Source organism: Caballeronia arvi (assembly GCF_001544695.2).
Taxonomy (GTDB): domain Bacteria; phylum Pseudomonadota; class Gammaproteobacteria; order Burkholderiales; family Burkholderiaceae; genus Caballeronia; species Caballeronia arvi.
Window position 1 is genome coordinate 1 of the sequence record NZ_FCOM02000019.1, and the last position, 26,372, is coordinate 26,372.

The 26,372-nt window shown below is 56.3% G+C and carries 23 protein-coding genes and 3 pseudogenes; 15 read left to right on the forward strand and 11 right to left on the reverse strand.

Annotation, left to right across the window (positions count from 1 at the left end; all coding sequences use genetic code 11):
* Positions 1-81: 81 nt before the first annotated feature.
* A pseudogene (locus AWB74_RS21100) lies at positions 82-540 on the forward strand (SIR2 family NAD-dependent protein deacylase).
* Positions 541-635: 95 nt separating this feature from the next.
* Here AWB74_RS21100 and AWB74_RS45715 read toward each other — a convergent pair.
* Positions 636-1,082: a hypothetical protein gene (locus AWB74_RS45715; RefSeq protein WP_143749288.1), complete on the reverse strand. Its 447-nt coding sequence runs from the start codon at positions 1,080-1,082 to the stop codon at positions 636-638.
* A 117-nt stretch (positions 1,083-1,199) separates the two neighbouring features.
* Positions 1,200-1,559, reverse strand: coding sequence for a hypothetical protein (locus tag AWB74_RS21105; protein WP_143749289.1), 360 nt, complete (start codon positions 1,557-1,559; stop codon positions 1,200-1,202).
* A 340-nt stretch (positions 1,560-1,899) separates the two neighbouring features.
* Between AWB74_RS21105 and AWB74_RS21110 the strand changes: the two genes are divergently transcribed.
* On the forward strand, positions 1,900-2,190 hold the full coding sequence (locus AWB74_RS21110; protein WP_061148690.1) for a hypothetical protein: 291 nt from the start codon (positions 1,900-1,902) through the stop codon (positions 2,188-2,190).
* 240 nt (positions 2,191-2,430) lie between these two features.
* Here AWB74_RS21110 and AWB74_RS21115 read toward each other — a convergent pair whose 3' ends face one another.
* Positions 2,431-2,670 (reverse strand): hypothetical protein, encoded by a 240-nt coding sequence (locus tag AWB74_RS21115; protein ID WP_143749290.1) that lies wholly within the window; start codon positions 2,668-2,670, stop codon positions 2,431-2,433.
* A gap of 314 nt (positions 2,671-2,984) precedes the next feature.
* On the opposite strand from AWB74_RS21115, the gene AWB74_RS21120 reads away from it, so the two are divergent.
* Positions 2,985-4,760 carry an SWIM zinc finger family protein gene (locus AWB74_RS21120; RefSeq protein ID WP_061148692.1) on the forward strand — a complete coding sequence of 592 codons (1,776 nt, stop codon included), beginning with the start codon at positions 2,985-2,987 and terminating at the stop codon, positions 4,758-4,760.
* Positions 4,761-4,955: 195 nt separating this feature from the next.
* Positions 4,956-5,981, forward strand: coding sequence for an H-NS family nucleoid-associated regulatory protein (locus tag AWB74_RS21125; protein WP_087039129.1), 1,026 nt, complete (start codon positions 4,956-4,958; stop codon positions 5,979-5,981).
* 898 nt (positions 5,982-6,879) lie between these two features.
* On the opposite strand, the gene AWB74_RS48405 is transcribed toward AWB74_RS21125, so the two are convergent.
* On the reverse strand, positions 6,880-7,680 hold the full coding sequence (locus AWB74_RS48405; RefSeq protein ID WP_061148772.1) for an H-NS family nucleoid-associated regulatory protein: 801 nt from the start codon (positions 7,678-7,680) through the stop codon (positions 6,880-6,882).
* Between the two features lie 265 nt (positions 7,681-7,945).
* The gene (locus AWB74_RS21140) at positions 7,946-8,275 is read right to left on the reverse strand and encodes a hypothetical protein (protein WP_061148693.1); all 330 of its coding nucleotides are present in this window, start codon (positions 8,273-8,275) and stop codon (positions 7,946-7,948) included.
* A gap of 913 nt (positions 8,276-9,188) precedes the next feature.
* Here AWB74_RS21140 and AWB74_RS21145 point away from each other — a divergent pair.
* Positions 9,189-9,533: a hypothetical protein gene (locus AWB74_RS21145; RefSeq protein ID WP_061148694.1), complete on the forward strand. Its 345-nt coding sequence runs from the start codon at positions 9,189-9,191 to the stop codon at positions 9,531-9,533.
* A gap of 61 nt (positions 9,534-9,594) precedes the next feature.
* Here the strand turns inward: AWB74_RS21145 and AWB74_RS21150 are convergent, their stop codons facing one another.
* Complete coding sequence (locus tag AWB74_RS21150; RefSeq protein ID WP_061148695.1) at positions 9,595-9,996, reverse strand: response regulator; 402 nt, start codon at positions 9,994-9,996, stop codon at positions 9,595-9,597.
* Positions 9,997-10,081: 85 nt separating this feature from the next.
* On the opposite strand from AWB74_RS21150, the gene AWB74_RS46460 reads away from it, so the two are divergent.
* The 3 genes from AWB74_RS46460 to AWB74_RS21160 all read left to right on the forward strand — a co-directional run bounded on the left by AWB74_RS46460 (position 10,082) and on the right by AWB74_RS21160 (position 12,727).
* Positions 10,082-10,234, forward strand: a complete 153-nt coding sequence (locus AWB74_RS46460; protein ID WP_160110297.1) for a hypothetical protein — start codon at positions 10,082-10,084, stop codon at positions 10,232-10,234.
* A gap of 2 nt (positions 10,235-10,236) precedes the next feature.
* Positions 10,237-10,635, forward strand: a complete 399-nt coding sequence (locus AWB74_RS45720) for a hypothetical protein (protein WP_143749291.1) — start codon at positions 10,237-10,239, stop codon at positions 10,633-10,635.
* Positions 10,636-12,412: 1,777 nt separating this feature from the next.
* Positions 12,413-12,727: a hypothetical protein gene (locus tag AWB74_RS21160; RefSeq protein ID WP_200822008.1), complete on the forward strand. Its 315-nt coding sequence runs from the start codon at positions 12,413-12,415 to the stop codon at positions 12,725-12,727.
* A 220-nt stretch (positions 12,728-12,947) separates the two neighbouring features.
* Here the strand turns inward: AWB74_RS21160 and AWB74_RS21165 are convergent.
* Both AWB74_RS21165 and AWB74_RS46465 read right to left on the reverse strand, forming a co-directional pair.
* A pseudogene (locus AWB74_RS21165) lies at positions 12,948-13,450 on the reverse strand (manganese transporter); the annotation flags it as partial.
* A 179-nt stretch (positions 13,451-13,629) separates the two neighbouring features.
* A complete protein-coding gene (locus tag AWB74_RS46465) occupies positions 13,630-13,779 on the reverse strand; it encodes a hypothetical protein (protein ID WP_160110299.1) in 150 nt (49 codons plus the stop codon).
* Positions 13,780-14,018: 239 nt separating this feature from the next.
* On the opposite strand from AWB74_RS46465, the gene AWB74_RS21170 reads away from it, so the two are divergent.
* The 3 genes from AWB74_RS21170 (at position 14,019) to AWB74_RS21180 (ending at position 15,799) form a co-directional block, all read left to right on the forward strand.
* Positions 14,019-14,213 (forward strand): hypothetical protein, encoded by a 195-nt coding sequence (locus AWB74_RS21170; RefSeq protein WP_061148698.1) that lies wholly within the window; start codon positions 14,019-14,021, stop codon positions 14,211-14,213.
* Between the two features lie 351 nt (positions 14,214-14,564).
* On the forward strand, positions 14,565-15,155 hold the full coding sequence (locus tag AWB74_RS21175) for a sugar O-acetyltransferase (protein WP_235024645.1): 591 nt from the start codon (positions 14,565-14,567) through the stop codon (positions 15,153-15,155).
* An 80-nt stretch (positions 15,156-15,235) separates the two neighbouring features.
* Entirely contained in the window at positions 15,236-15,799 is a 564-nt protein-coding gene (locus AWB74_RS21180; protein WP_061148700.1) for a sugar O-acetyltransferase, read from the forward strand.
* Positions 15,800-16,224: 425 nt separating this feature from the next.
* On the opposite strand, the gene AWB74_RS21185 is transcribed toward AWB74_RS21180, so the two are convergent.
* Positions 16,225-17,202 carry a LysR family transcriptional regulator gene (locus AWB74_RS21185; RefSeq protein ID WP_061148701.1) on the reverse strand — a complete coding sequence of 326 codons (978 nt, stop codon included), beginning with the start codon at positions 17,200-17,202 and terminating at the stop codon, positions 16,225-16,227.
* Between the two features lie 119 nt (positions 17,203-17,321).
* Here AWB74_RS21185 and AWB74_RS21190 point away from each other — a divergent pair, with 119 nt between their 5' ends.
* The 3 genes from AWB74_RS21190 (at position 17,322) to AWB74_RS21200 (ending at position 22,383) form a co-directional block, all read left to right on the forward strand.
* Positions 17,322-18,488 carry a mandelate racemase/muconate lactonizing enzyme family protein gene (locus tag AWB74_RS21190; RefSeq protein WP_061148702.1) on the forward strand — a complete coding sequence of 389 codons (1,167 nt, stop codon included), beginning with the start codon at positions 17,322-17,324 and terminating at the stop codon, positions 18,486-18,488.
* A gap of 164 nt (positions 18,489-18,652) precedes the next feature.
* On the forward strand, positions 18,653-20,011 hold the full coding sequence (gene dctA, locus AWB74_RS21195) for a C4-dicarboxylate transporter DctA (protein WP_061148703.1): 1,359 nt from the start codon (positions 18,653-18,655) through the stop codon (positions 20,009-20,011).
* A gap of 71 nt (positions 20,012-20,082) precedes the next feature.
* Complete coding sequence (locus AWB74_RS21200; RefSeq protein ID WP_061148704.1) at positions 20,083-22,383, forward strand: NADP-dependent malic enzyme; 2,301 nt, start codon at positions 20,083-20,085, stop codon at positions 22,381-22,383.
* A 230-nt stretch (positions 22,384-22,613) separates the two neighbouring features.
* Here AWB74_RS21200 and AWB74_RS48625 read toward each other — a convergent pair.
* Positions 22,614-22,862, reverse strand: a pseudogene (locus AWB74_RS48625) (helix-turn-helix domain-containing protein); the annotation flags it as partial.
* Between the two features lie 1,055 nt (positions 22,863-23,917).
* On the opposite strand from AWB74_RS48625, the gene AWB74_RS21215 reads away from it, so the two are divergent.
* Complete coding sequence (locus AWB74_RS21215) at positions 23,918-24,958, forward strand: LysR family transcriptional regulator (protein WP_061148706.1); 1,041 nt, start codon at positions 23,918-23,920, stop codon at positions 24,956-24,958.
* A 399-nt stretch (positions 24,959-25,357) separates the two neighbouring features.
* On the opposite strand, the gene AWB74_RS21220 is transcribed toward AWB74_RS21215, so the two are convergent.
* Positions 25,358-26,359 carry a bile acid:sodium symporter family protein gene (locus AWB74_RS21220; protein ID WP_061148707.1) on the reverse strand — a complete coding sequence of 334 codons (1,002 nt, stop codon included), beginning with the start codon at positions 26,357-26,359 and terminating at the stop codon, positions 25,358-25,360.
* Positions 26,360-26,372: the final 13 nt, after the last annotated feature.

Sequence of the window (26,372 nt, forward strand, 5' to 3'; positions counted from 1 at the left end):
TAACGATCTCGTCCTGCTTCACGGGGTGGGGGAATTTACGCGCCCATAAGTAGGGGAAGTTGAACTGCCCGCCGGGGACTGTTGACTCAGAACGTCGATGACCTGCTTGAGAGAGCCGGCGCCACCTCTGTCATTCATCTGCATGGCGACCTGAACTCGTTACTATGCACTGCGTGTGACCTCGCGTTCCCGAAAGAGGGGCTGTACTTCGACCCAGCAGTCGTTTGACCGATTTGCGGAAATTATGAAGGCGTCAAACCAGGAGTTGTTTTCTTTGGGGAAGCTGCACCTGAATATATGAATCTGCATCGACTCCGAGTTGAGATGCGTGCTTGCGACCTCTTTGTGGCCGTTGGCAGTGCATTCGAGGTCGTACCACCAGAGGCGATGCTTCCTTGGGACCGACAAGACAAGTTCCCGAGAAACTTCCTGGTAGACCCATCACCTAGTCGAAGCGAGATATTCGGCGTCGTGGAGGCGCAGCCCGCGACGATAGGTCTGCACCGCCTCGAGGAACGAATCGCGGCGCTGATGGATTAGCATGAGTTATCACTGGTGGGAGTGCTTCCTCCCGCCTCCATCGGTTGGCCACGAGAGTTTCGGAAGCTGGTATGTCGCCAATGAGCTACCGTTGTTCATTTTCGACCAAGATGGTCCTGAAGCCGAGTGACCGTTGCGAGTTGGGCATCGCGCACTTGAACGCCAGGAGCACTTTGCAGTTGTGCGTCATACACCAGCAATGCGTCGCGCAATGCCTCGTAGTCGCTTCCCGCCGCTTTCCAATCGATGCGTGACTTCGCGTCCCAGTCCAGGCGCACAAGTGCTGCGCGCGCCTCGCGGACGGAAGCCAGTCGCGCTGTTTGATAACCGGCAAAGCATAGCTCTTCGGATATCAAGAGCTGTTGACACAGTAAGGTGAGCAGGCTGCTCGTTCCACAGCCGCGATGTAAAGCGTCGAGAGCAATCCAGCTTTTCAAAGAGAGAGGGTTTGCTTTGCTGGAGGCGCCGGCCCGAAGGAGTGAACCAAGCAGCGGAGGGATAGACCTTCTTAGTGGTTTGCGCAGCCCTGATTTATTGCTCATATTGATATGCGGCTGAAGCAGACCTTCTCAAGGTCGGTCGCAACTTCGAGTGTGATTGCGATGGCCGAATGTGGACACATGTGTTTTCGTCGGCCGGCACGGTGCCGTGCACGCTGGCTAATCCTCCTCTAGCTTGCACCCCGGACGGTTTTCGCAACGGTGCGCAAGGTCGATATCTGTACGACGCGCGACAAGCCATGGGATGCCCGCGTAGCCCAACAAGGGACGCTTGATTCGATATTCGAAGAGTTCCGGTCCTACTCGCTTGAAAAGCACTGCGTCGGTTGCATGCTGCTGCGCGTAGTCCAATGTGACAAGGCCTACCTCTTCCGCGCGGCGCATTGAGAACGAGCCATCCGCAGCGAACTGAAAACTGATGTTCGACAACACGCAATAGGCAATCGAAATGGCAATTACTGGCTTCGCGACCATGCCAGCATAGGCCAGAAGTCCGTCCGTTCGTACTTTCCACTTCACAGAAGCTTCGAGCATAGGTGTCAGTAAGTATTTACCCTGACGCGGAAGATACTATGTTCGAGCGCTGACGACAAGGAAAAAGGCACGTCGGCCGCATATTTTCCGCATTCGGTAAACTGCTGCGCACTCCCAAGTGCGTGTGAGACTGCGATACGGTCGGACGCGGCCGCCCGTCTTAAAAAAGTCCCCCTCCAAGTTAATCGCACTTTCATCAGAAGATTCAATGCTTCTGCGCCAGTCGACAAAGAGCCCGAGATGTTCTTGTTGCGTTGCACAAATTTTGCTATTTTTCTCGCATCTAGATTCAGGCGCCGTTCTGCGGCGTGGAGTGGAGCATCACATGCACGAGGCCGAAATTGCTGCAACCCTATTGAACAGATGGCAGCGAAACGACCGCTCGAAAGGCTCTATGCGACATGCCGTTGACCTTCTCCGCGAGGGCGGGCTTTCCTGTAAGCATTACTTTGGCGTATCCCCCGATACGTCAGATGAGTTCATGAATGGGGTAGAAATCGAATGCCTCACCTTTGACGATGGCTCGCGAGTTCTGCGTCTGAACCCGCGGGGCGCGGTCGGTAATTCGATTGGATGGGCGGCCGTCGCTCCTTTGCCTAGTGATTTCGACGAGTGACGAGCCAGAACGGCTCAATTGAGGTGAGGGCTTAGGTGGGAGTTAGGTTAGAGCGAGAAGGCGCTGCGCATTGGCCGTCGCTACTAAAAAGCCGTTATCCGGCAAGGCAGCAGGGCACGGGACCGGTCCGCGGTGTCAGCTCCCGGCGGTTCTTAAGTTCCCAGTTAGCGCAGGTCTTGAAGGTTTTGCACATGCGGTCTTGCAGCGCGACAACCCGGCATCTCAGTTAAGCCGCTCTCTTCAAGCACGCGCGCGGTTGCGCACATCCGGAGCGAACGCATTGATTCCGGCCTCTACGTCCTGCCACTTAATCAACTCTTGTTTCATACACTCCAAGACGTATCTAGCCGCCGCGCTGTCGTAGCCTGCCTTCTCCAGCGAAAAAACATACTCGTGAAAAGGAAGCAACTCAGCCTGACGTTGTTCGATTTGACGCTCGACCCTTTCTCTCATTCTTTCGAAGACGTCGGTATTGTCCATGTCGGATAGTGAGAGAAGACGCAGAGGGAGGAAATAGTAGCATCGCATCTCGACCTGTTTCTTATGGGACGATTTGTTTTAGATGCCTACTGTATCGTCGGAATGCGTCCTCTGCGATGTGTTCACGGCGACACCATGGCGTTTCCGTTGCCGTGACCCATCAAATGGAAGGAGCCGTCAGTACGTTGCCGCCATCCGGATGCGCGCCTGTGTTGTTCCTATGGTGCGGTGACAACGAGGCCGACGGTACTCATCCGCGGAAGCGCGACCTGCAGTGACTACAATGGGAATCCGACGCACGGGGACCCGCATGTATGACTAGCAAAACTAAGCTCGGCGACGTGTTGACACTGGACGAAGTGGAGTCTCTTGCCGACGCGAAGACGTTCGCTCGCGGGAGAGCGTACTTCCATGATGGAGCTGTATCGCGACTTGAGGAGCGCCGTGGGATTTTGCGCGCAAGCGTCAACGGCACAAGCTCTTACAGCGTCGAACTCAAGGTCGGACTTGACGAGGAACTTGCTTACGCATGCGATTGTCCGGTCGGACAGTCAGGCACTTTCTGCAAACATCTTGTCGCCGTCGCGCTCTCTTGGCTCGAGAACTCCGGTGCGGGGGTCTTTCATTCAGACGAGTCGGAGCCTACGAAAACCAGAAAGAAGCGCAAGACATCTGAAGAACTTATCAGCGAGTACGTGGCGACGCTGAACGACGACGCCATGCGCGAACTGCTGCTCGATGCGGTAGAACGCGATATGGTGCTGCGCGACAAGCTTTTGTTTGCAGCGCGAGCAGCCAGCGCTGACGACCTAACCAACATGAGGGCGGCGGTAAGGGAGGCGACAAGAATCGGCCGACCGCTTGACTGGCGTGAAGCAGGTGGCTACGGCGACGGGCTGTTTTCACTTGCTGATTCGCTTCGTCAGCGGCTTTTGGGTCCATCGGCCGAGCAAGTTGTGGCACTCGCCGAGTTGGCCATTGCTGGCGCAGAAAAGAGCCTCGAGCAGATTGATGATTCGAATGGCGATGTGATGCCAGGCATCCTCGAATTGGCAGCAGTCCATCTCGAAGCATGTCGACTAACCTCGCCGGACCCGGTCAAGCTAGCTGAGCGCCTTTATCGGTTTCAGGTCGAGGGCATGTGGGACACTTTCTATGAGCTGATACCGGCGTACGTCGAGCCGTTGGGGGAAGATGGGCTGCGGCGCTATCGACAGCTTGTCGAAGAAGGATGGCGCCAATTTCCGAGACTTTCGCCAGAAGACGGTATGCGCCGGTCGTTTGATGGCAATCGAACCCGGCTCGAGCATGCAGCTATTAGGCTTGCCGAGCTTGACGGCGACATCGACGAACAGATTGCTATCCGACAGAAGGACCTCTCGGCGCCGTATCGTTATCTGCTAATTGCGGAAACTTGCGTGCAGGACGGTCGGTACGATGAGGGCCTTGAGTGGGCTCGGCAAGGCCTTGGTGCCTTTAAGGACGCTGACCAACGCTTGCTGGACTTCTGCGTGCAGGAGTATCTACGTCGTGGCGACTCCGTGGAAGCGAACATGTATGCGTGGGTGCGCTTCGAGCAGCGACCTGACGCAGAGGGATTTGCGGCGCTGATGGAAGTGGCACAGTCTACGGACAGTATTGACCACGCGGGCGAGAGAGCGTTTGCCCTTCTCTGGGCGCTGGTGAAGAAGGAGGAAGCGGAGGCTGCCGCCAAAAAGTCTATGTGGTACCACCCGAGGTCGCGCAGCACAATCGTGGAAATCTTCCTTGCTTCTAAAGACTACGAAAACGCTTGGCAGGCATTCGCCGCCGGTGCAGTCGCGACGAATCTGTGGGCAACTATGGCGTCAATCCGAGCGAGGACCCATCCTCGTGACGCGATTGCGCTTTATCATCGTCTGCTGCCAATCGCGGCGGACCATGGAACAAGGAAAGCGCGCTACGACGAAGCTTTCAGCATTGTTCGCAAAATTCGAAGTCTGAGAACAGAGTTGGGCGAGCAGCTTGAGTTCGAGAAGGAACTCGACGTCATTCGAGATACGTATGGCGCCAAGAGGAACTTCATGAAGTTGCTAACAACGTTGGCGTGATGCGATACGTTAGTAGCGTCCGAATGAAGGCAAGCCTCTGAATCTTTCTGTTGGACTTGCAGTGCTCTCCTTGAGTTTGCCCTCTCAAAAAATACTCCCCGCATGATTAGAGCATTGCTCTAGACATGGAAGCTCGCATTGCTTACTTCTCATATGGCATAGTGCGTTGATTGCAACCACGCAAGAGGGGAAATCATGGCTACGCTCGAAAGCATTCAAGCAAAGATTGCGAAACTGCAGGCACAAGCTGAGACAATTACGAAGAAACAGTCGGCAGGCGTCATCGCGCAAATTCATTCGTTGATGTCAAAGCACGGGATTTCGATGGAGGACCTTAGCTCGGAATTTGGCGGCAAGAACCGTGGCACCAAAATGGCGAGCAAGTCATCTTCGGTCGAAGGGGCTTCGAACGCTCGGTATCAAGACCCGAAGTCGGGGGCTACTTGGAGTGGCCATGGACGCGCGCCCGGATGGATAGCGGGCGCAAGGAACCGGGATAAGTTTCTGATTGATGGCAGCTCGACGAGCACTCCGCCTGCCACGAATCCAGCCGCGAAGAACGCCGCGAAGCCCGGCAATTACCTACGCGGTCCGCAGCCCGCGCTTTATCGTGACCCCAAGTCCGGCGCGGAATGGAGTGGACGCGGCAGAGCTCCGGCATGGCTCGCGAGCGCAAAGAATCGCGACCGGTTCCTAATTGGTGGTAATGCAACGACAGCACCCATTGCTGACAGAAGCTCGGCGAAGCCAGGCAACTATGTTAGGGGGAAGCAGCCCGCGATGTATCGCGACCCGAAGAGCGGCGCAGAATGGAGCGGTCGCGGGAAAGCGCCGGCTTGGCTTGCAGGCGCGAGAGACCGGACCAAGTTCCTGATTGACGTTGCTGCGGCCAAGGCGGGTGCGACGGAAAGCACGCCGAAGGCGGTGACGGCAAAGAAAGCGGCGGCGAAGAAGGCGACTGCGACGGTGTCAGCAAAGAAGGGCGCGGCGAAGAGGGCTTCGCCGACCTCCGCGAAGACTCCTGGCGGCAAGGGCGCTGCTGCGAAGAAGTCGATATCCGCAGCGAAGAAGGGAGCGCGGGTTGGGAGCAAGAAAGCTGCCGCTAAGAAGGTCGGAACGAAGGGGGCTGCTGGCAAAGTGGCGGCAGAGAATGCTCCGGACGCAGCGACGTCGCTACCAGGTAGCTCGAGCGATGCGAGTGCCGTGATTTCGGTTTCTTGAAGCTGGACTCGACGCATACGATGGCAGTTCGCGGGGACGTCGCGGACTGTCCGCCGCATTACCGCTGCAACCCAAATGCTCATATGGCAAGCACAGCGCTTCGAAAGTAACGACGCAATAGCGACTACGACAATCGCTGTGCATTTGGTTCAACAATCCAAGCTTGCGCACTGAAGAGCGAGGAAGAATAAAAGCGAGAAGGTGAGCTCGCGTACGCGGCTTGAGGGATGCGCTACAGATTCTTACAAAGAAGTGCTCTATCGACGTGCACCAACCCGATTGCGGTAGCGTTATTGCGGACACATCCAGTTGGAGTTCGCAATGAGTAGGAACGTTATCAAGCGCAGCACCGTTCTAGCAGCCGTAATTGTCGGCGGCGCATGCGCATCAAGTGCAGCGCTTGCACACGTGGACGTCGGACTATACCTTGGCACACCGGCACCTTTGTATGTCGAGCAACCTGCCGTCGTCTACCAAGCGCCTCCTCCAATGGTCTACGCACCAGCTCCCGTCTACTATGGGTATGGTGACGGTGAGGGATACCGTGAACGACACTGGCGACGCGATAATGGTAGACACCGAGGATGGGAGCGCCGTCATCACGGCGATGACGACGATTAACCGCTTTGGTCGACACGGTACCCACCGGAATTGCAGAGCACGTGCAGTACACCTTAGTGGAACGCTGCGCATCGACGAAAATGATTGTTTCGCCTCATGCCTTGAATCCGGCTCGGCCGTTACCTAGATTACTTTCGCGCCCTTGCGTGAGTGCGTTCATCTTTTCGGGCCCGCCGATTTCCGGTGGGCCTTCTTCTCACTGGTCCGCCCATTCTTGCCGCGCCGTGACGGGCACGACATGCAGCGCCAATCTCCCACCGATTTAGCGTTCACCGCTTCAGGCGTTTGAGGGTTCCGCTGGTGTCGTAGGCGAGACCTTGCGCGCAACCGTTTTGCGAGCAGACGACTTTTTTGCAGTGCCTGCTGTCTTTGCCGATGTTTTTGCCGACGCCTTCGTTGCGGCCTTCTTCGCGACCGCAGGCTTCTTTGCAGCGGTAGCCATCTTTTTAGCGGCAACCTTCTTGCTCACAGCGCTGACCTTCCGCGCAGCTTTCGACTTGGGTGCCGAGGCAGTCGTCGACACATCCGATGTGGTGGCAGGAGCTTGTTCAATCAAAAACTTGCTTCGGTCTCTTGCGGAAGCGAGCCACTTGGGGGCCCGGCCGCGACCGCTCCAGGTAGCTCCGGACTTAGGGTCTCGATATTTTGCAGGCTGCGCGCCCTTTGATTGCACTTTGCGAGCGGGAGTTTTTCCGCTGGACGCAGCGACCTTCTCTGCCAGAGTGGCGACAGCGGAGTCATCGATGAGAAACTTCGTGCGGTCCTTCACGTCTTTAATCCAAGCGGGCGGTCGCGCATGGCCGCTCCATGTCTCGCCTGTTTTGGGATTCAAGTACTTTGCTGGCAACTTTCCTTTGGCGGGCGACGCCTTCACACTTCGACCGACGACAGCGGTGCCAATTGTCTTCGCATCTCCTTTTGCTTTCGCTTTGGCTTCGATGTCTGCAGTAGTGAGTCCGTGTTTCAACATCAATTCGCGTATCTGGTCGACCGCAGCTTGCACTTGCTTAGCGATAAGAGTTTCGGCTTGTGCTTGCAGTTTCTTCACACGTGCCTGAATTCGTTCGAGGGTAGTCATGTTCTCCTCCATCTGATGACTCATCGAACTACGGCATACCACTATTGAAGTTGTACGGCAAGCGGGCTTTCGGGAATAGATGCTCGATAACAACGTCCAGGACACCAGGACAAGTCGTTCAGGAAACTAACTTTGGTCGAAGGTTACGGCCGAAGAGGGCAGTTAGACATCGACAATGGTGAATCGCTGGCGCTGTAGAAAGGTTGGCCTCCTCGAGACCAACCAGCGCAAGCAGGCACCAGACCGGCCTTGCTTTCGTTCGCGATTATTTCGTGGCATCAGCCTCGCACTTTTTCATGAATGACGTTTTCGCAGCGCCAGCGAGCGGTTTTCCATCTTTTCCTACCGCCTTGCTCGCGCACGCGGCGGAGGCATTGCCCTTGTTGCCGGCCTCGCACTTCTTGATGAACGAGGTCTTAGCCGCGCCGGACAGCGGTTTGCCATTTTTATCGATTGCCTGGGCGTCGCAACTCGAAGCCGCTGCTGCAGTTGGCGCAGGTTTAACGGCCGACGCCGCAGCCGGAGTGGCCGTTTGGGCGCAGGCGATTCCGACCGAGAAGAATGCTGCCACAGCGACTGCGAAAGGCTTGTTCATAAGTATTCTCCGGAAATATGGCCGAGCGCCTTGTTTGAACTAACGGGCGAGAAGCTCTGCCGTTGACGTTAGTTGTCGGGAATCGTTGGTGCAGCGCCGTATCGGAAGCACTGTCGTCGGCTCACTCATAGCCTCAACAAGATTCCGCACTCAACGGGCGGCAGCTCAAATGCCGCTCCGTAGAGGTAGGAAGTTTTCCTACCTCTCTAGAGTGGCCCAACGGAAGGCCCTCGCGAACGCTGGCGTAGAATTGGTCTATGTGCGCTGCGGCAGCTGCTGTTTTGCTCGGGAGGCACAACGTGCTCCCGCCAAGGTTAGGGAAAAGACCATGATTTCGACGACGGAAAGCCGGACGCTTATATTGATTTGTCTGACTGCTTTCATATCTGCGTGCAGCGTCGCGCCTGTCGTTGGGACAAAAAAGTCGCCGGAGGGAAGCGCGAAAGTTCGCGCAGAGATTGAAACCGCAGTCGCGTCATCGGACTCAGAGTTGACGAAGGACACTGCGGCCGCGAGCGGACGTCGGCAAGCAACTGTTCAATGCGACGCTGTTGGCAGCATGTTCGTGTGCACGGATGGCCAGGCGATATGCTGGTGGAATCGCCGTTCGGGCTATGGTTGCAACTGATGGCGGTTTGCTCGCGACAAGCATTTCAAGGAGCGGTGAGTATAATCCCGTCTATCTTTGTTGTTAAAAGGAGCTCGTGCTGGTGAGGGCTTCTTCGCACTGCCGCGCCGATTGAATGGCGCCCTGGCCGGGTTGGTGAGAACCACATCAGCGATAGAACGAGCATGTCCAACGACCAACTTTCGGCATGGACGCGGCGCCGAACCCCTCGTAATGAGGGGCCGCTCTCCCCGCAAACCGTGGCTAATCAATTTCAGGGCAAGGCGCTATTGTTCCGAGTCGCGTATGTCGCGTGCAGAAATGCGGCTCGGTGTCGGACTATTTCAATACCGAGCCGAAATCTCGTTGCGGCGCGAAGAAGGAATGAACTGGGAAAACAACCTTCCACCGAAGCCGAAGATGGACTTGCAAAAAGAAATGTTGCAGTTGTGCGATGCTAAAAATGGCTGGACCAGAGAACTGCTCGGCCGAGAGCGAGAAAGACATATGCGCGAACTCGAGAGGGCCGGCCCCGACGTCGCGGTCACGCTCCCTCTGCTGTCCACTTTGCAGGAAGCTCATGAGGCTATGCTAGCGTATCGAAGGCATCTACTCGACGCCATTGAACGAATAAAAAAGGGCACTCTGTAGCTTCGTGCCAGTTCGATGCGAAGCCGGCACTTGGAAGGAGATAAGACCGAAGGGATACGTGCTACCGCATTCCTGCGTGCAACCGGAGGACCGGCAACTGCTCAATGACTGCAAGGAGCTGGTAAAAGTCGACGGGCTTCGCTAGGAATGCATCCCAAACCATTGGCGCGCTTGCCGGCGGCAGGCCGCCTGAAACGAGGATGACCGGAACGGCCGCGTACGTCGGATGCCACTTCAGCCGCTTGCAGAGCTCGACGCCGTCGACCTCTGGCATCTCCATATCCGTCACGATTAAGTCCGGTAAGTGCTTCGCTAACTGGACGAGCGCCGCGCCACCGTGCTCGGCTACCAGGACGTGGAAGTCGTGGACTTCGAATACGAAGCGAAGTGCTGTAAGAGAGTCGAGGTCGTCGTCGACGAGGAGGACGGAGTGCATTCGGTCATTCACAAGGCTACTGCTCATCTAAACGCTGCGCAATGACCGTACCGCTAACGTGCAGTCTCGGGCATCTTAGAGAAGCGCACGGAGGCCTTGGTAAGGATGCGCGGTGGCGCTGGCAAACGTATCGGAAATGCTGTTGTCCTATGCGGTGTTCATCGCAGGCATCGTTCATGCGGCACCCGTTCCGGACAGCGGGGCCGACAAGGCGGTTCGTCGTGGCCGCATGCTAAAGCTGTCCAGCACAACTAACCGGACCTAATTATGAAACCTGCCTACGAGGAATACTTGATTGGCGCGTTTCCGACAATCTATCAAACTCTTGAACCACGTTTCCCTGGCGGCGAACGCTTCGAATGCGGCGATGGTTGGTATGGCATTGTCGAAGAACTCTCAGCGGAACTCGAGACAATTGCGAGAGCAGGCGGCTCGAATCGTTTGAACATCGTGCAGGTAAAAGAGAAATTGTCTGCGCTTCGCGTTTATTTCGACCGGCCGGCTCCGGAAGCAGCAATAGGCTTCGTTGACATGGCAATCGAAAGAAGCCGCGTCACGTGCGAGCTGTGCGGCGCGCTAGGAGAGCTGAGTCGGTACCGCGAAGGGTGGTTGAGAACGCTTTGCGTGCGGTGTGCAGCACAAGCTCGGGCGGGAGCTAAGACATAAGCCACGCTGCGTTTGTCCGACTGACGAGGGCCTCTGGCGACGCGAAAGATACGCGCTCAACGGCCGTTGGGGCCGCATTCGGCGGGAAGGGCTCCGATGCTAGGCGTCGTAAGCAGCAGTCAGCTGTCGATGAGCGGATGCTGAATGCGCGAATGTCGGTCTGCGCAATTCAGCGAAAGGGCGAACCGTCTGACCAGTTGTGAAATCGCCACCCGACGCCGAGGCATTCATTTGGTGACACGTGTAGGCCTCAAACGCGCATGACCTCGCCTTTGATGCGAAGTTTCTTCAACGTACTACCGTTGGTCATTTCGGCGTAGATGGTCTATAAGGCGGCTCGCCGTTGCGAGCTGAGCACTGCGCAACTGTGCGTCATAGACCACCAGCGCATCACGCAATGCCTCATAGCCGGTGCCAGCCGCTTTCCAATCGATGCTTGACCTCGCGTCCCAGTCGAGCCGCACGAGCGCAGCGTGAGCCTCACGGACGCAAGCCGTTCTTGCCTCTTGATATCCCGCTAAGCATAGCTCCTCAGATATCAACAGCTGCTGACACAGTAAGGTAAGCAGGCTACTCGTTCCCCGGCCGCGATGTAACGCGTCTAGGGCAATTCAACTTTTCAAAGAGAGAGGGTTTGTATCGCTAGGGTGACCAGTCCGAAGAAGTGAACCAAGCAGCGGAGGGATTGACTTTCTCTGTGGTTTGCGCAGGCCGGTTTTATTTTTCATTTTGATAAGTAATCGACTGAAGTTTCGGCGCGGGGCTATCGATTCACCGGGAATCAGTCGGCGCCAAGCAGAAGCTCGCGGTGGTTTGGCGTCCCGGGACGTTCGCCAAACCTCGTCCACGTTCAAGTGCTAGGGCGGCTGTCAACAGCAAGCAGTCGGTTCACCGACCAAAGTCACGGCCGCTGGCGGAATATTCTGCGCTTCAACAATGACGCTTCTTCTTGAACGACCTGCGACCGAGAGAGGCGTTCTTGCTTCGTTGCTCGCACGGGACTACTGACATCGGCTAGTTCGCATCCAGCGTGCACCCCTCATGGCTCAGGTCTTCGCAATGACGCGCTAGGTCAATCTCTGTTCGGCGCGCAACGAGCCATGGAATGCCCGCGTAACCTACCAAGGGACGCCTGACGCGATATTCGAAGAGCGTCGGGCCTACGCGTTTGAAGAGAACTGCGTCCGTGGCGTGCTGCTCCGCGTAGTGCACGCTGACCAAGCCGACCTCGCTCGCACGGCTCATTGAGAACGAACCGTCCGCTGCGGTTTGAAAGCTGATGTTCGACAATGCACAGTAGACAATCGAAATAGCAATTGCCGGCTTAGCGACCATGTCTGCATAGATGCGAAGCCCAATTCGTCCGTTCGACCTCAAAGAAGCTTCAAGCATCGAAGAGCGCTCACTAAGTAATTACCCTGACGCGCAAGATACGCTGTCGAAGCATTGTCGACAAGGCAAAAGAGCATGGCTGGCACATATTTTTTTCATCACCGGTAAAAGCGACCACCCGCACTCTGCGTCCTCGCGACGCGGCGGAGGTCCGTTTTCCTGTAACCAGGTTATTACGACTTTCGGCAATCCTCATACTAATCATTGCTGTCAGGGTTTGCGGCGGTCACAGGCCAAAGATGCGCGCCATTCCGGCGGCAGTTCCTTCATACGAAATGCTTTTCGTTGAAACCAAATCAGTGCCTCCTGTTGCATCGCACAAATTTTGCTACTTTCTTTACATCTAGATTTAAGCGCCGTATGCGGTGTGAACTCGGAGCATCACATGCACGATGCCGAAATCGCGGCAAAACTGCTGAACAGATGGCAGCGAAACGACGGGCCGGGGGGCGCAGTACAACAGGCTGTGGACCTTCTCCGCGAGGGCGGTCTTGCATTCAAGCATTATTTCGGCGTGTCACCCGATACATCAGACGAGTTCATCGACGGGGTTGAAATCGAGTGCTTGACCTTTGACGATGGCTCTCGAGTTCTGCGTTTGAATCCGCGAGGCGCAGTTAGCCATTCGATAGGATGGGCCGCCGTTGCTCCCTTGCTTCATCATGCGGAGGAGGCTGGTCACGAGACACCACCGGCTTGAGGGCGCGTCAGAGTTGATGGAAGCCAACGCACGAATGAATCGCTAAATGAGCGACTGAGAACACTCGAGCGGCGACTCGCGAAAAGCGAGGCGCAAAGGCGAAGCCCTGCGCTTCCTTAAGCAAACAGACCTCGACGAGAAGGTGGCGGAAAGCACGGAAGTTCGGCAGCCCGGGTGAGAGCCTCCGCATGATGCGCGATTGAACCTCGTCGAGGTTGCTTTATTGCAGTACTACTTGCACGACCTTGATGATGACAAGGCCGACTGCAGTCACCAGGTACAACCGCAGAACGCCCATCCAAATACGATTGGAGAGGGTCAACCGTGCCTCTGGCAAATCTTCGAGCGGTGGCATACGCCAAGCTTCTCGGTTCGCACGAGTTGCCGACGAGAGCTCGGCGGAGAAGGTTGACGACCCGGTGCAAGTCCGGCGCAAATACGCGGTGGCTGAATAGCCCATTGCAGCCAGCACGGTCCCGCCGACATGTATTCCGACGATAGTTCTGCTTGATATGTCGGGATACATGACCGACGCGGTCAGAATGATGGACAACATAACAATCACCCATACAAACGCGCCAGTGAAGGCATTCAAAGCCTTCGAAGTGACCCAGGGACCGAGCACTGCCTTGTCGTTGCAGAGAAGCAAGAGGAAAACAGTCGCACTGGTAGCAGAACGCCCGCCAAGGTTTGCACTGCCTCAGTCAGAAGACCGAGCGGGCTACTAAGCGCGTTGTACGGATAGGTTCAGCGATTGCTTTCCAGCGTGAGCCCGAATTCGGCCGTGAAGAGTTCCGAGAGGTCTTTCAATAGACCAACCGGAACGCTTTTTACATTTGCCCAACACAGGGCGGTTGCAATGTGGCGATGTGTCCACCCTTCCGGTAAGTCGGCGGTCGAAATCAGATTCTGGAGCTTTCGCCCCGGCAATCATCCTCTTGCTCGAGTTCAGCTAGGAACTCGTCGACGTCGCAAAACCTTCCGTCCTTGATTTCAGCTTGGCCGAGTTCAGTATTGCGAGCAAATGCGCGCGTTTTGTCGTCGTTCTTCATCATCAACTCGGAACAAATCCCAGTCATGTGTCGGACGCACCCCAACACATCTATATCGCGCCAAGCGGGCCAAACCTTGGCGGCTTGTTTTTTTCCCCTTGTAAACAAACTGTTACGCCGCGGCGAGTGACGGTGTCGCACTTGGCACAGAACGTGACTAAGGTGTAGCGAGCGTTGCTTAGAAGCGCTCAATCACAGTCCCGGCCCCTGGCGCCACCACTTCGTAAAGGTGAATCAAGATGAGCACACTGACCATTGTTGACCTCCGCTGCCCGGAGAAAGAACTGTCGCGCACCGAGATGGCTCGTGTCGTCGGCGGGCATGATGTAGAGAAAGAAAAAGCACTCGTTGAGCTTTACGGTGTTATCAACTCGATAAATACTTTAGAGAATACGCCGGACCCTGCGCCCGCACACGTCGGGATGAAGTTGTGATTATCGACCCTTGAAGGGCAGGCTTAAGGCAAGGTCTACTCACTGAGGGTTTGCCATAAGGGCTGGATTCTCAGCCCTTATGTTCTTGCATTTCGAATGCCAGAACGCGTCGTTGGTGGCTACAAACGACGGGCGTTGCCCCGAGCTTGAGAGTCACGATATTTGAAACAGGCGCGAACGTGCCCTCAGTTGAGCTTGTCGCGTCATCGCACCCCCTGGCAGTCGCACTGCGCGGCGTGCCAGCTCCGCTTGAACTCTGCTCCGGAAGCGTCTGTCTGAGTTCTGACGTTACATGGTCTCAAGCGAGCACCTTGTGCTGCCGAGCAAGCGCTGACTACGGAGTCGAACAACGTGAACCTTGAGGAGCTTCGGACCCTGATGCTGTCAGGAAAGGTCTACAACGACTTGGACCCTGAGTTGATTGCAGCGCGCGCCCGAACCGTCGCGCTGACAGATGACTACAATCGCCTCCCCACAGACGACGCGGCAGGGCGAATGAAGATTCTTCGTAGCTTGCTCGCATCTGTCGGCGAATCAGCCTTCTTTGAGCCCACGCTGCGCTGCGAGTTTGGTTTCCACGTCAAAGTAGGGGAGCGCTTTTACGCGAACTTCGATTGCGTGTTGCTCGATGGTGGTGGAATCGAAATAGGGGACGACGTCCTCTTCGGTCCGCGTGTCAGCGTCTTCACAACAAACCACTCTCTTGACCCGACAGAACGACGCAACGGCGCATGTATCGCGAAGCCCGTGAAGATTGGAAGCGCCGTCTGGCTTGGAGGTGGCGTCCATGTAACGCCGGGCGTTGAGATTGGCGATGGCGTCGTTGTCGGGGCAGGGAGCGTGGTTACTCGTAACTTGCCATCGAACACTCTTGCGGCGGGAGTACCGTGCAGAGTGATTCGGGAAATCACTCTGCGGGACAAGCTCGGATTTCAGGCCTGAACCCGCGAACAACAATTGCCATGTTCGCATCTCGGCGGCCAATTGCTTGCATCCGTCATAACAGAGGGAGTGGAGGAAAGATGAGTCGAACCGAGAAGGAGAAAATGCTGGCCGGCGAACTCTACACGGCCAGTGCGCCGGAAATACAGGCAGACCAAGCCGCGGCGCGAACGTGGATGCAACGCTTCAACGAACGGGTCGACATGCCTCTTGCAGAGCGCTATCAACTCCTGAAAGATAGGTTCGCGGCCGTCGGGTCGGACGCAATGATTCGACCACCATTTCACTGCGACTACGGCTTCAACATAAGTCTGGGTACCGGTGTCTTCCTGAATTTCGGCTGCATCATTCTCGATGTTGTTGCGGTCGAAATCGGTGATATGACGCAAATCGCAACCGGCGTTCAGATTTTGACCGCTGACCATCCGCGGGACCCAGCGGTGCGAGCGCGTGGCCTAGAGTTGGGTCGTCCCGTTCGGATAGGTCGTAATGTGTGGATAGGCGCGGGCGCAATCATCTTACCGGGCGTCACTATCGGCGACGACGCCCTGATTGGTGCCGGAAGCATTGTGACTCGAGATGTTCCGTCGGGAGCGACGGCGGTTGGAAACCCGGCGCGTGTCCGCTCAGCCCCCATTGATTGATGGCCGCGCATCGTCTCGCAAGCCCAAAACAAGACAGGCCTTAGCGGTCCTCGAGGGACACGCACATAGCAGCCAACTGGATTGCACTTCTGTGCGGTCGTTCGGCGAGACTTCCGGCCCGCTCAGCAAGCAGCAAGGGCCTTATTGAGAACTCTTCGAACCTAAGCAAGAACGACATCGACCCTGACGAGGTCACGAGTACCCCAGGACGAGCCAGATGTTGCTTACGAAAAGCCGCGCTTAGCGCGGCTCTCCGTGCATGCGCATTTAAACCCGTCTCTCTATGAGACTCTAAAAAGCTCCTTCTCAAGTGCAGGTCCTTTCTAAAAACCAAAAACAAAAAGGAGCTCTTACCGCACGGTAGAGCCTCGAGAGGTGCATTCCATCAACCTTCTCATTGAGGGTCTTCACTTCGAGGATACCCTTTATTCCGAACTAGCTGCTTGGCGGGGCGTTCGTCGCTTCTTTTCGCGAGGCTCCGAAGCGGCCTTGACCGGCGTGAACGGCGCCTGGAAACGGCTGACCAAGAAGTCGATGAAAGCGCGAGCCCGAGCAGTCTGATTTTTCTGCCGAGGATAGTAGACGAATAAATCCGCGGACGGCAAAACGGTGTTCGGCAGCACGAGGCTCAGACGCCCGCTCTGCACGTATTTCGCCAAATCCCACTCAGAGCGAATCAAGATTCCGTGCCCCTCGAGTGCCCAGCGCAGCACGATGTCTCCATCGTTGCTCGATAGCGCCCCTTTGACCTTGATGGCCTCAGTATGGTCATTCACGATGTAGCGCCATACACCATAAGCATCGTCATTTTGTCTGTGGATGATGCAGCGATGGTCGGCTAAATCCTCGACACGCTCGGGCGTGCCGTATTTTTCAAGATACTTTGGAGAGGCACAGAGGAACCGACGATTGCTCATGATGCGCCGTGCGCTTAGGCGACTGTCGGGCAACTCGCCGAATCTGATGGCCATATCGAATGCACCCTCGATGAGGTCGACAGGGCGGTCCGTCACCTCAAACTGAACCTCGACGCTGGGGAAGCGCTTTGCAAATTCCGAGACGAGAGGAGCAATCGTTGTCCGGCCGAAGCCAAGCGTAGCGTTGATGCGCAGCAGGCCTTGCGGGTCGCGTTTCGCACCTGAGATTGCCTCTTCCATCTCACGCACCTGGCCAACTATCTGTGAAGCGTATTGTAGATATGTCTCGCCCTCTGGCGTGAGGCTGACGCTGCGAGTCGTCCGGTTGACCAAGCGCACTCCCAGCCGCTGCTCGATGACCCCGAGTCGCTTGGTTGCCGCGGGAGGTGAAAGGTCAAGTGCACGCGCAGCGCCGGACAGACTCCTGAGTTTAGCCAGAAGTATGAAGAATTCAAAATCCGTCGCCGTCTGAGTTTCAGTATTCACCGGATGTGAAAAATGATGTGAATGAAAGTGCAGTTTAGCAGTGTTTTTCGAGGTTAAGCTGCGTCTCATGTTGTAGCGGTTGGGCTGCAACACCCGCCAAAAACCCTGGAGACATTGCCGTGAAAATCGTCGAAATCCGCGAGAAGACTATCCCCATCAGTTCCCCCATTCGTAACGCCTACATCGACTTCAGCAAGATGACGTTGAGCCTTGTGGCCGTAATTACTGATGTCATACGAGACGGCAAGCCAGTCGTCGGCTATGGCTTCAACTCGAACGGTCGCTACGGTCAAGGCAAGTTGATGCGGGAGCGCTTCATTCCGCGCATCCTGGAAGCCGACCCCGCTTCCTTGGTGAACGATGCAGGTGACAATCTCGACCCGCACAAAATCTGGGCGACGATGTTCACGAACGAAAAACCCGGTGGTCACGGAGAGCGTTCGGTTGCCATCGGCACCATTGACATGGCCATCTGGGACGCAGTCGCCAAGATTGAAGGCAAGCCGCTCTTCCAACTGCTTGCTGACCGTTATGGAAATGGCGAGCCAGACCGAAAGATTTTCGTGTATGCGGCGGGTGGGTACTACTATCCGGGCCAGGACCACGAGAAGCTGAAAGACGAGATGCGCAGTTACATCGACCGTGGCTACACGGTCGTGAAGAAGAAGATTGGCGGCGCTTCGCTCGACGAAGACCTGCGTCGTATCGATTCCATCCTGAGCGTGCTGCAAGACGGGCAGAAACTCGCCGTCGATGCGAACGGCCGTTTCGACCTCGACACCGCCATCCAATATGCGAAGGCTCTCTCGCAGTACGACCTGTTCTGGTACGAGGAACCGGGCGACCCGCTCGATTTCGAACTGCAAGCCACGCTGCGCAACTACTACGACAAGCCGATGGCAACAGGTGAGGACCTGTTCTCGATGCAGGACGCTCGCAACCTCATCCGTTACGGCGGGATGCGTGCCGACCGCGACTGGCTTCAGTTCGACTGCGCGTTGAGCTACGGTCTCGTGGAATATCTGCGCACGCTCGACATGCTCCGCGAACACGGCTGGTCGCCGAGCCGATGCATTCCCCACGGCGGTCACCAGATGTCGCTGAACATCGCGGCGGGCCTGGGCCTTGGCGGCAATGAGTCTTATCCGGACTTGTTCCAGCCATACGGCGGTTTCCCTGACGGCGTTAAGGTCGACAACGGCTACATCACCATGCCGGACCTTCCGGGCATCGGCTTCGAAGGTAAATCCGACCTCATCGTCGAGATGAAAAAGCTGTCCGCATAAGCTCGGCGGAGGCAAAAAGCATCGGCGGTTCTCGCCGATGCTTCGACTACAAAAATAAAGCAACGCAAGCGAAAAAGAGGCCGTGCTCACCACAGTGGACCTGGTCCGCTGTGGCCGCGCTCGCCTTTATTCAACGAAAAAGACGCCAGGCATAGGAGACAGACATGCTGGTATCACGAGTCAGGAAATCCCTCTCGAAGCTCTACGTTCAAGTTCTCATCGGCATCATTGCCGGTATCCTTCTCGGACATTTCTATCCGGACATCGGCTCGCAACTTAAGCCGCTGGGCGACTTGTTCATCAAACTTATTCGCATGCTGCTCGCACCGATTATCTTTGCGTCGGTAGTCGTAGGCATCGCCCGGATGAACAATCTTCACGAAGCAGGCCGCGTGGGTGTCAAAGCAGTCCTGTACTTTGAAGTGGCCTCTACCATTGCGCTGCTTGTCGGTATGGTCGTCGTGAACGTGTTCAAGCCCGGAAGCGGCATGAACATCGACCCCGCACATATCGACGGGTCGGCCATCTCGACCTATACGACTGCGGCCAAGCAGCACGGGATGCTCGACTTCTTTATGAGCATCGTTCCGAACAGTATCGTCGGCGCCTTCGCCAACGGGGAGATACTGCCCATCATCTTCTTTTCGCTGCTGCTCGCAATTTCGCTCGCTAAGCTTGGTCCTCGAACGGCGCCGTTCGTCGACATGCTCGACATGTTCCTGCAGGGAATGTTCGGCATCGTGCGAATTGTGATGTACGTCGCTCCGATTGGTGCATTCGGCGGGATGGCTTTCACTATTGCAAAGTACGGCATTGGCACGCTGGCATCTTTTGGTCAATTGATGCTGTGCCTGTATCTGACGTCAATCTTCTTCGTCGTCGTGGTGCTCGGCTTCGTCATGAGGATGTGCGGACTGTCGCTCTTTAAATATCTCCGCTACATCAAGGACGAAATCCTTATCACGCTCGGAACGGCGTCTACGGAGGCCGTGCTGCCGCAGATGCTCATCAAGATGGAGCGGATGGGCTGTTCGCGCCCGGTCGTCGGCATGGTGCTGCCTACCGGCTACACGTTCAATGCGGATGGAACAGCAATCTACCTGACTATGGCCGCGCTGTTCATCGCTCAAGCGATGAACGTCAATCTGACTATCTGGGACCAACTCCTTGTTCTCGGCGTCCTGCTGCTCACGTCGAAAGGCTCCGCTGGTGTTGCAGGCGCAGGCTTTGTGGCGCTTGCAGCCACGCTCGCCTCGATGCACAAGATTCCGGTAGAAGGACTCGTCCTCCTGCTTGGCGTCGACCGCTTCCTGAACGAGGCACGGGCTGTTACGAACCTTATTGGAAATGGTGTGGCGACGGTCGTTGTGGCGCGATGGGAAGGCCAACTCGATATGGATACTGCACGTGCAGTCCTGGACCGTCGAGGCGGTGGCGACGACGACGGCTTCGCGCCGCTCGACCATCCAGAAGCGGCGCCTGCAATGACCGCGCAGACCGCAGTTCGCCCGAACGCCCACTGATGGCTGGCGGCCGCTCGGCTTGAGACCGCCGCCAACTCGATGTATCGCCAAACTTTCCGACGAGTTTAGAAATGAACAAGCAATCCGACAAAGCCGCGTTTCGCGAAGCAGCGCTCGACTACCACGAATTTCCTTCGCCGGGAAAGGTAGCAGTCGCACCGACCAAGCAAATGATTAACCAGCGGGACCTGTCGCTGGCATATTCACCAGGTGTCGCCTTCGCGTGTGAGGAAATCGTAGCCAATCCGCTCAATGCTGCGCGCTTCACTGCACGTGCGAATCTTGTCGGTGTCGTTTCGAACGGTACGGCTGTGCTCGGTCTCGGCGACATCGGGCCGCTGGCGTCGAAACCAGTCATGGAGGGAAAGGCGGTTCTGTTCAAAAAGTTCGCCGGCATTGACGTTTTCGACATTGAACTCAATGAGCGTGACCCTCACAAGCTCGTCGACGTGATTGCGGCGCTTGAACCGACGTTTGGCGGCATCAACTTGGAAGACATCAAAGCGCCTGACTGCTTCATCGTCGAGCGGGAGTGCCGCAAACGCATGAAAATTCCTGTTTTTCATGATGACCAGCACGGCACTGCAATCGTCGTGGCTGCGGCCATCCAAAATGGGCTCAAGGCGATAGGCAAGGACATCAAAAAGGTTACGCTAGTCGCGTCCGGTGCTGGCGCCGCCGCGCTCGCTTGCTTGAATCTCCTGGTGGACCTTGGGCTTCCGCTCGAAAATATCTACGTCACAGATTTGGCTGGAGTGGTCTACAAAGGCCGCCGAGAACTCATGGACCGCGATAAAGAGCGGTACGCTCGCGACACGAGCGCGCGCACGCTGTCAGACGTAATCGAAGGTGCAGACATTTTCCTTGGACTGTCGGCGGGAGGCGTGCTCAAGCCGGAGATGGTCAAGCAAATGGCTGCGACGCCGCTGATTCTGGCGCTGGCAAATCCGACGCCAGAAATCCTGCCAGAAATTGCGCTCGAAGTGCGGCCAGATGCGGTGCTAGCGACGGGCCGCGCGGATTATCCGAATCAAGTCAACAACGTCTTGTGCTTTCCCTTCATCTTTCGCGGCGCTCTCGACTGCGGAGCGACCGTCATCACGAAGGAGATGGAAATCGCCGCAGTCAACGCCATCGCGGAACTCGCGCGTCAGGAGCAGAGCGACATTGTGGCCACCGCCTACGGCGTCCAGGACCTTTCGTTCGGTCCGGAATACCTTATTCCGAAACCGTTCGACCCGCGTCTCATAGTGAAGATTGCCCCGGCGGTTGCGAAGGCCGCAATGGACTGTGGTGTTGCGACACGCCCCATTGAGGACATGGATGCGTACGTGCAGCACCTGCAACAGTTCGTCTACCACAGCGGTACGACGATGAAGCCGGTATTTCAGCTCGCGCGAAGCGTCGAGCCGGAGAAAAAACGCATAGTTTTCGCGGAAGGTGAAGAAGAGCGCGTGCTCCGTGCGGTGCAAATAGCCGTCGACGAGAAGCTAGCGACACCGATTCTTATCGGACGCCCAGCAGTCATCCAGCAGCGAATTGAGAAGTTCGGTTTGCGCCTTTTGCCAGGCAAACACTTCACAGTCGTTGATACCGACCACGACGAGCGTTATCGGGATTTTTGGCAGACCTACGCCAAACTAATGGCGAGGAAAGGCATCAGCGAGCAGATGGCGAAGCTCGAAATGCGGCGCCGGACAACGCTCATCGGCGCGATGATGGTCCGAAAGGGCTCAGCAGATGGGATGATTTGCGGCACCGTGAGTACGACACACAGGCATCTGCACTTCATTGACCAGGTTATTGGTAAGAGGGACGGGGCGAATGTCTATGCAGCAATGAACGCGCTGGTTTTACCTGGTCGGCAGGTTTTTATTGTCGATTCTCACGTGAACGTGGACCCGACTGCGGAGCAGCTTGCAGAAATCACGCTTCTGGCGGCGGAAGAAGTGAAGCGCTTTGGTATCGTGCCGAAGGTTGCGCTTCTGTCTCATTCGAACTTCGGTACTAGCCATGCTCCCTCCGCGCAGAAAATGCGCAACGTTCTCGCAATGCTCAAGGAGCGAGCTCCTGACCTCGAGGTAGATGGTGAGATGCATGGCGACGTAGCACTGGATGCGAGACTTCGCAATGAGGTGCTTCCGGAATCAACGTTGGTTGGCGATGCGAATTTGCTGGTTCTTCCCAACATTGACGCTGCGAATATCTCGTACAACCTGCTGAAGGCAGCCGCAGGGAACAACATCGCCATCGGCCCCATACTGCTTGGCGCAGCAAGACCGGTGCATATCCTCACAGCCTCTGCTACGGTCCGTCGTATCGTGAATATGACGGCGCTGCTTGTGGCGGACGCAGGCGCACTACAAACTTGAATCGAGATGAGCCGCGGCACCCGCACTTCGCCCCGCCGGCGGTAGGCCGACGGTGGGACACAAGGAATCTCACGGCGAAGGTTTGATTCGATATGGGACCGTTGATGCCGGCATACGAAGTAACGCGTTAGTAATGTGAGCGGCGGCTGTGTCTTCGCAAGCACGCACAGTGCGGGCTCAATGGAGCTAATGTCTGCCCTGAGGCCCACGCAGCCGAGGGGCGTGACGCTGCGTTCCCGTTTGGACCAGCGGCTACGGTGGGAACTATCTGTAAATCCACACTCATAGACTATCTGCGTGATGGACCGGTCACTATTGACCACCATCCACTTCGCTGCACTTAGGCGCACGCCGCGCCAGTATTGATGGGGCGCAATACGTGGGTGCTTCCGAAAACGTCGCGTTGAGTTTTCGTTCGGTCGTCGCAATTGCCTTTGCGATGCCTGCAATCGACCTGGCTCAAACGTTGGTTGCCTCATGAGGCCGAGGGCATTCACGACGCGCTAGTCCGAGAAATGGCGGCCGATTTTCAAATCGTTATTTACCGCCTGCATCTCTTCGAACCCTCGGTCTGCCATTAGGTAGCGTAGCGCCTTGTGCGAGCGAGTATTGCTGCTGGTGGCTTCTACCCAATACATCGCCGGGTTTAATCCAGAGAGCTAGGTGATGAATCCGCCATCGAATTTGGGTCGCATTGTCTGTGCGACCGAGACGGAACGGCGCAGCGCTTTCCGGTCAGGTATCCCACTTGGGCAAGGACGAATTGGCCCGTGCTTCCCAACGAACGGAACGCGCGGCCCAACACAGGATTGTACAAATAGGTAAAGGTCGTCCCCAACGGAGGTAGCACCGCTGCAGCCCACGGTGTATCACTGCCTAGCCGAAATCGGAAGGGTCGCCGAGCAATTTGGTCGGCGGAATGGAAAACCCGCTGCTCACTTGGGTGGGCGAGGGGGCGCGAGATAGAAGCTCCCGCGAGCAGTAGATTTGCGTGCTGAAGTCTTCATCGCCTGCTAACAAGCGCAGAAACTTGACGAAGCAGAAGAGCGACCGAGGGTGAAATCGCGAATTGGTGCAATGCCTATTTTGAGCGCAGCCCCAGTCTCGGCGAGCGGTTTGCCTGTCCGCGAGGAAGAATAATTGCTCCGCTTATGCTGCTTCTGTTTCGTCCCGTCAATTGTCCGAAACGTACAATTTTTTTCAGCGCCGGACAATTATAGTTCTTCGCATCGAGATTCAAACGGCACGGAGGCGCCATCTTGAAAATCACGAAAATCTCTCTTGGCGTTTCGCCGAAAATGGAAATTATTGGTGACCTGGTTGCCGTTATCGGTAACGCAGCCTGACGCGGACGTCGTACCTCGAGAAACGCTCAATGGTTTCGCAATCGAGCGTTTCGACGTTTGGACTCGGCGCAGCTTCGGCGGTGCTGTCGCCAATAGCGTAAAGCGAATGCTTCAGCTCCCATCGCCTCATCTGTGGCGGCTGCACCGTCAGTTTGTCGTGCCTAATGCGGCCACGAAAAATGCTCACCATGCCAAGAATTCAGCCTTTCGCTGACCGTTTGCTGGCACAGATGCCTCCCCTTAGAGCGCTGCGGTGCTTCGTGACGGCCGAGCGTTATGAGAGCTTCACGCAGGCCGCTGACGTTCTTTGTGTGACCCAGGCGGCGGTAAGCCGTCAAATAAAAGAGCTCGAGGATTCGTTGGACATTGCTCTTTTTGAGCGCACCGGTAGGCATATTGCGCTCACCGAAGCGGGTAAGATTTTGTACAACGCGTCTTACCTTTCCATCATGAACATCGCTGAGTCTGTCGAGGCGCTCCGTCGACAGGAGAGACGCGTACTCATCGTGTGCGTGTCTCTTGCATTCTCCGCGTTGTGGCTGGCGCCTCGGCTTGCGGCGTTCCGAAGGCAATGTCCACAAGTGCGGCTTCATGTCGTAGTCACTGACCACTACAGAGAATTTGACGGGCTCATTGAGCCCGATGTGATAATTACAAAAAACCCGCCACGCGAAGCAGCGGAATACGCCGTCAAGGGTATTTTCCATGACATCGTGTATCCGGTGTGCAGCAAGCAGTTCTTTGAGGATAAGTTCCGCGGAAAACGTCCTTCGGCGCTCGAATTGTTGAGACACCCAATGCTGAGCCTGTCTCCGCTTGGTCGCACACACCTCGGTGAACATGTCGATTGGCGCGTGTGGCGCAATTGGTTTCAGGAAGGCGACGTCGACGAGCGGTCGGTGGCAGGAGAAAACCTCGAAAGTAACGACTATCGGCTTTTGGTTTCGCAGGCCGAAGCCGGTGAAGGAGTTTTGCTGGGATGGCATCATTTAGTACATCGCCAGGTTGAAAGCGGGCTGCTTGTAAGGCCGGCGGAAGAGTCTCTGGTTTTTCATGACAGGCACCATCATCTCGTCACGCATAGGAGCGCACTGGAGCGGACGGAATACGCTGTATTCCGAGAGTGGCTGGAGGCGGAGGTTGAGACGATGTTGTCCAGTTGGCATGAACCGTCGCACGCCCGCAAAATTGGCTCCCGCTCCGTGTCCGTTCTAGTAGATTTGTCGTGAGAAGGCGTACTCTCGTTACGCTAGCCGCAAGACTAAATGCAAAAGCAGAGCTCAAACCCATGCTTCCATGGAAGAGGTCTAAGGAGTGAGACTGGAAGACTACCGAGCTCGGATGCTGTCTGGGCAGGTCTAAATGACCTGGCTCCTGAATTGATTACAGCGCGCGCGGGCGGTAGCGTTGACCAACGCATACAATCGCTTGCCAATCGATGATACGGATGAACGAATGAGGAATCTTCCGTAGACGGCCAGTCTTTAACAATAACGTCACTGTCCGCCGAAGCGATGTGAGTTCTCATGCGACGCGCACACTGCAAATCGCGCGTTACCAGAATCTTGTTCGTGCAAGTCGCGGCGAGCTTGCGTGTGGCGTGAAGAACTCCACACGAGCTCCAAAGGTCACACGACTTCCCGAAGACTTTGTCGCTCGTTGTCCTTCCAACGACTTGCCCAGCGTTGAGCCAGCGCAGAGCACACCATTAGCTGAATCTGATGGAAGAGCATCAGCGGGAGCACCACAGCCCCGACAGAAGACGCAGAGAAAATCACATTGGCCATTGGAATTCCAGCCGCGAGGCTCTTCTTGCTCCCACAAAACACAATCGTGATTTGGTCTTCGCGATTGAATCGGAGGCAACGACTAGCGAGTATCGTGATGAGAAGGCTAGTGCAGAGAATTACCGTGCAGACCACAAGGACCCCAGCCAGCGCTGCAAGAGGAATCCGATGCCAAAGTCCTTCCATCAGTGCTTCGCTGAAAGCGCCGTACACGACAAGAAGAATTGAACCTTGGTCGACAAACTTCAGCGTCGACTTGTTGCGGTCAACCCATGTTCCGATAACCGGTCTCAGAAGTTGACCTGCGATGAAGGGCACAAGCAATTGCAGAACAATATTCCAAACGGTATGCCAAGGCGACACGCCGCTGCCCGAATTGTTCGTCAAAAGCAATCCTACCAGGGCCGGGGTAATGAAAATTCCGAGCAGGCTCGACGCTGATGCGCTGCAGACTGCCGCAGATACATTGCCGCGGGCTATTGAAGTGAAGGCGATTGATGACGGAACCGTTGAGGGCAGGGTGCAGAGAAAGAGCACACCGGTGTACAACTGCGCAGTCACGAGCGGTGACATGATGGGCTTCAGCAGCAAGCCGACCAGTGGGAATACAGCGAAGGTGCTCAGCAACACCGTGATGTGCAGTCGCCAATGCGTTGCACCAGCCACGATGGCTTCGCGCGACAACTTGGCGCCATGCAGAAAGAAGAGTAAGCCAACTGCGATGTTGGTGAGGAGATTGAAGCTCGCCACGAACGGCCCGTGTACGGGAAGAATCGAAGCTAGCGCCACGGTGCCAAGCAGTGAGAGCGTGAAGGCATCTGGGAGGAGCTTTTTTGGAGCCATGGTTTCGAGACCG

Bases quoted from the DNA above. Each gene is read 5' to 3' on its own strand.
- dctA (WP_061148703.1), top strand. From the start codon at position 18,653: ATGCTGGTATCACGAGTCAGGAAATCCCTCTCGAAGCTCTACGTTCAA.
- AWB74_RS48405 (WP_061148772.1), bottom strand. From the start codon at position 7,680: ATGACTACCCTCGAACGAATTCAGGCACGTGTGAAGAAACTGCAAGCA.
- AWB74_RS21200 (WP_061148704.1), top strand. From the start codon at position 20,083: ATGAACAAGCAATCCGACAAAGCCGCGTTTCGCGAAGCAGCGCTCGAC.
- AWB74_RS21220 (WP_061148707.1), bottom strand. From the start codon at position 26,359: ATGGCTCCAAAAAAGCTCCTCCCAGATGCCTTCACGCTCTCACTGCTT.
- AWB74_RS21110 (WP_061148690.1), top strand. From the start codon at position 1,900: ATGCACGAGGCCGAAATTGCTGCAACCCTATTGAACAGATGGCAGCGA.
- AWB74_RS21215 (WP_061148706.1), top strand. From the start codon at position 23,918: ATGCCAAGAATTCAGCCTTTCGCTGACCGTTTGCTGGCACAGATGCCT.
- AWB74_RS21150 (WP_061148695.1), bottom strand. From the start codon at position 9,996: ATGAGCAGTAGCCTTGTGAATGACCGAATGCACTCCGTCCTCCTCGTC.
- AWB74_RS45715 (WP_143749288.1), bottom strand. From the start codon at position 1,082: ATGAGCAATAAATCAGGGCTGCGCAAACCACTAAGAAGGTCTATCCCT.
- AWB74_RS21120 (WP_061148692.1), top strand. From the start codon at position 2,985: ATGACTAGCAAAACTAAGCTCGGCGACGTGTTGACACTGGACGAAGTG.
- AWB74_RS21180 (WP_061148700.1), top strand. From the start codon at position 15,236: ATGAGTCGAACCGAGAAGGAGAAAATGCTGGCCGGCGAACTCTACACG.
- AWB74_RS21170 (WP_061148698.1), top strand. From the start codon at position 14,019: ATGAGCACACTGACCATTGTTGACCTCCGCTGCCCGGAGAAAGAACTG.
- AWB74_RS46465 (WP_160110299.1), bottom strand. From the start codon at position 13,779: ATGAAGAACGACGACAAAACGCGCGCATTTGCTCGCAATACTGAACTC.
- AWB74_RS21140 (WP_061148693.1), bottom strand. From the start codon at position 8,275: ATGAACAAGCCTTTCGCAGTCGCTGTGGCAGCATTCTTCTCGGTCGGA.
- AWB74_RS21125 (WP_087039129.1), top strand. From the start codon at position 4,956: ATGGCTACGCTCGAAAGCATTCAAGCAAAGATTGCGAAACTGCAGGCA.
- AWB74_RS45720 (WP_143749291.1), top strand. From the start codon at position 10,237: ATGAAACCTGCCTACGAGGAATACTTGATTGGCGCGTTTCCGACAATC.
- AWB74_RS21145 (WP_061148694.1), top strand. From the start codon at position 9,189: ATGTCGCGTGCAGAAATGCGGCTCGGTGTCGGACTATTTCAATACCGA.
- AWB74_RS21115 (WP_143749290.1), bottom strand. From the start codon at position 2,670: ATGGACAATACCGACGTCTTCGAAAGAATGAGAGAAAGGGTCGAGCGT.
- AWB74_RS21160 (WP_200822008.1), top strand. From the start codon at position 12,413: ATGCACGATGCCGAAATCGCGGCAAAACTGCTGAACAGATGGCAGCGA.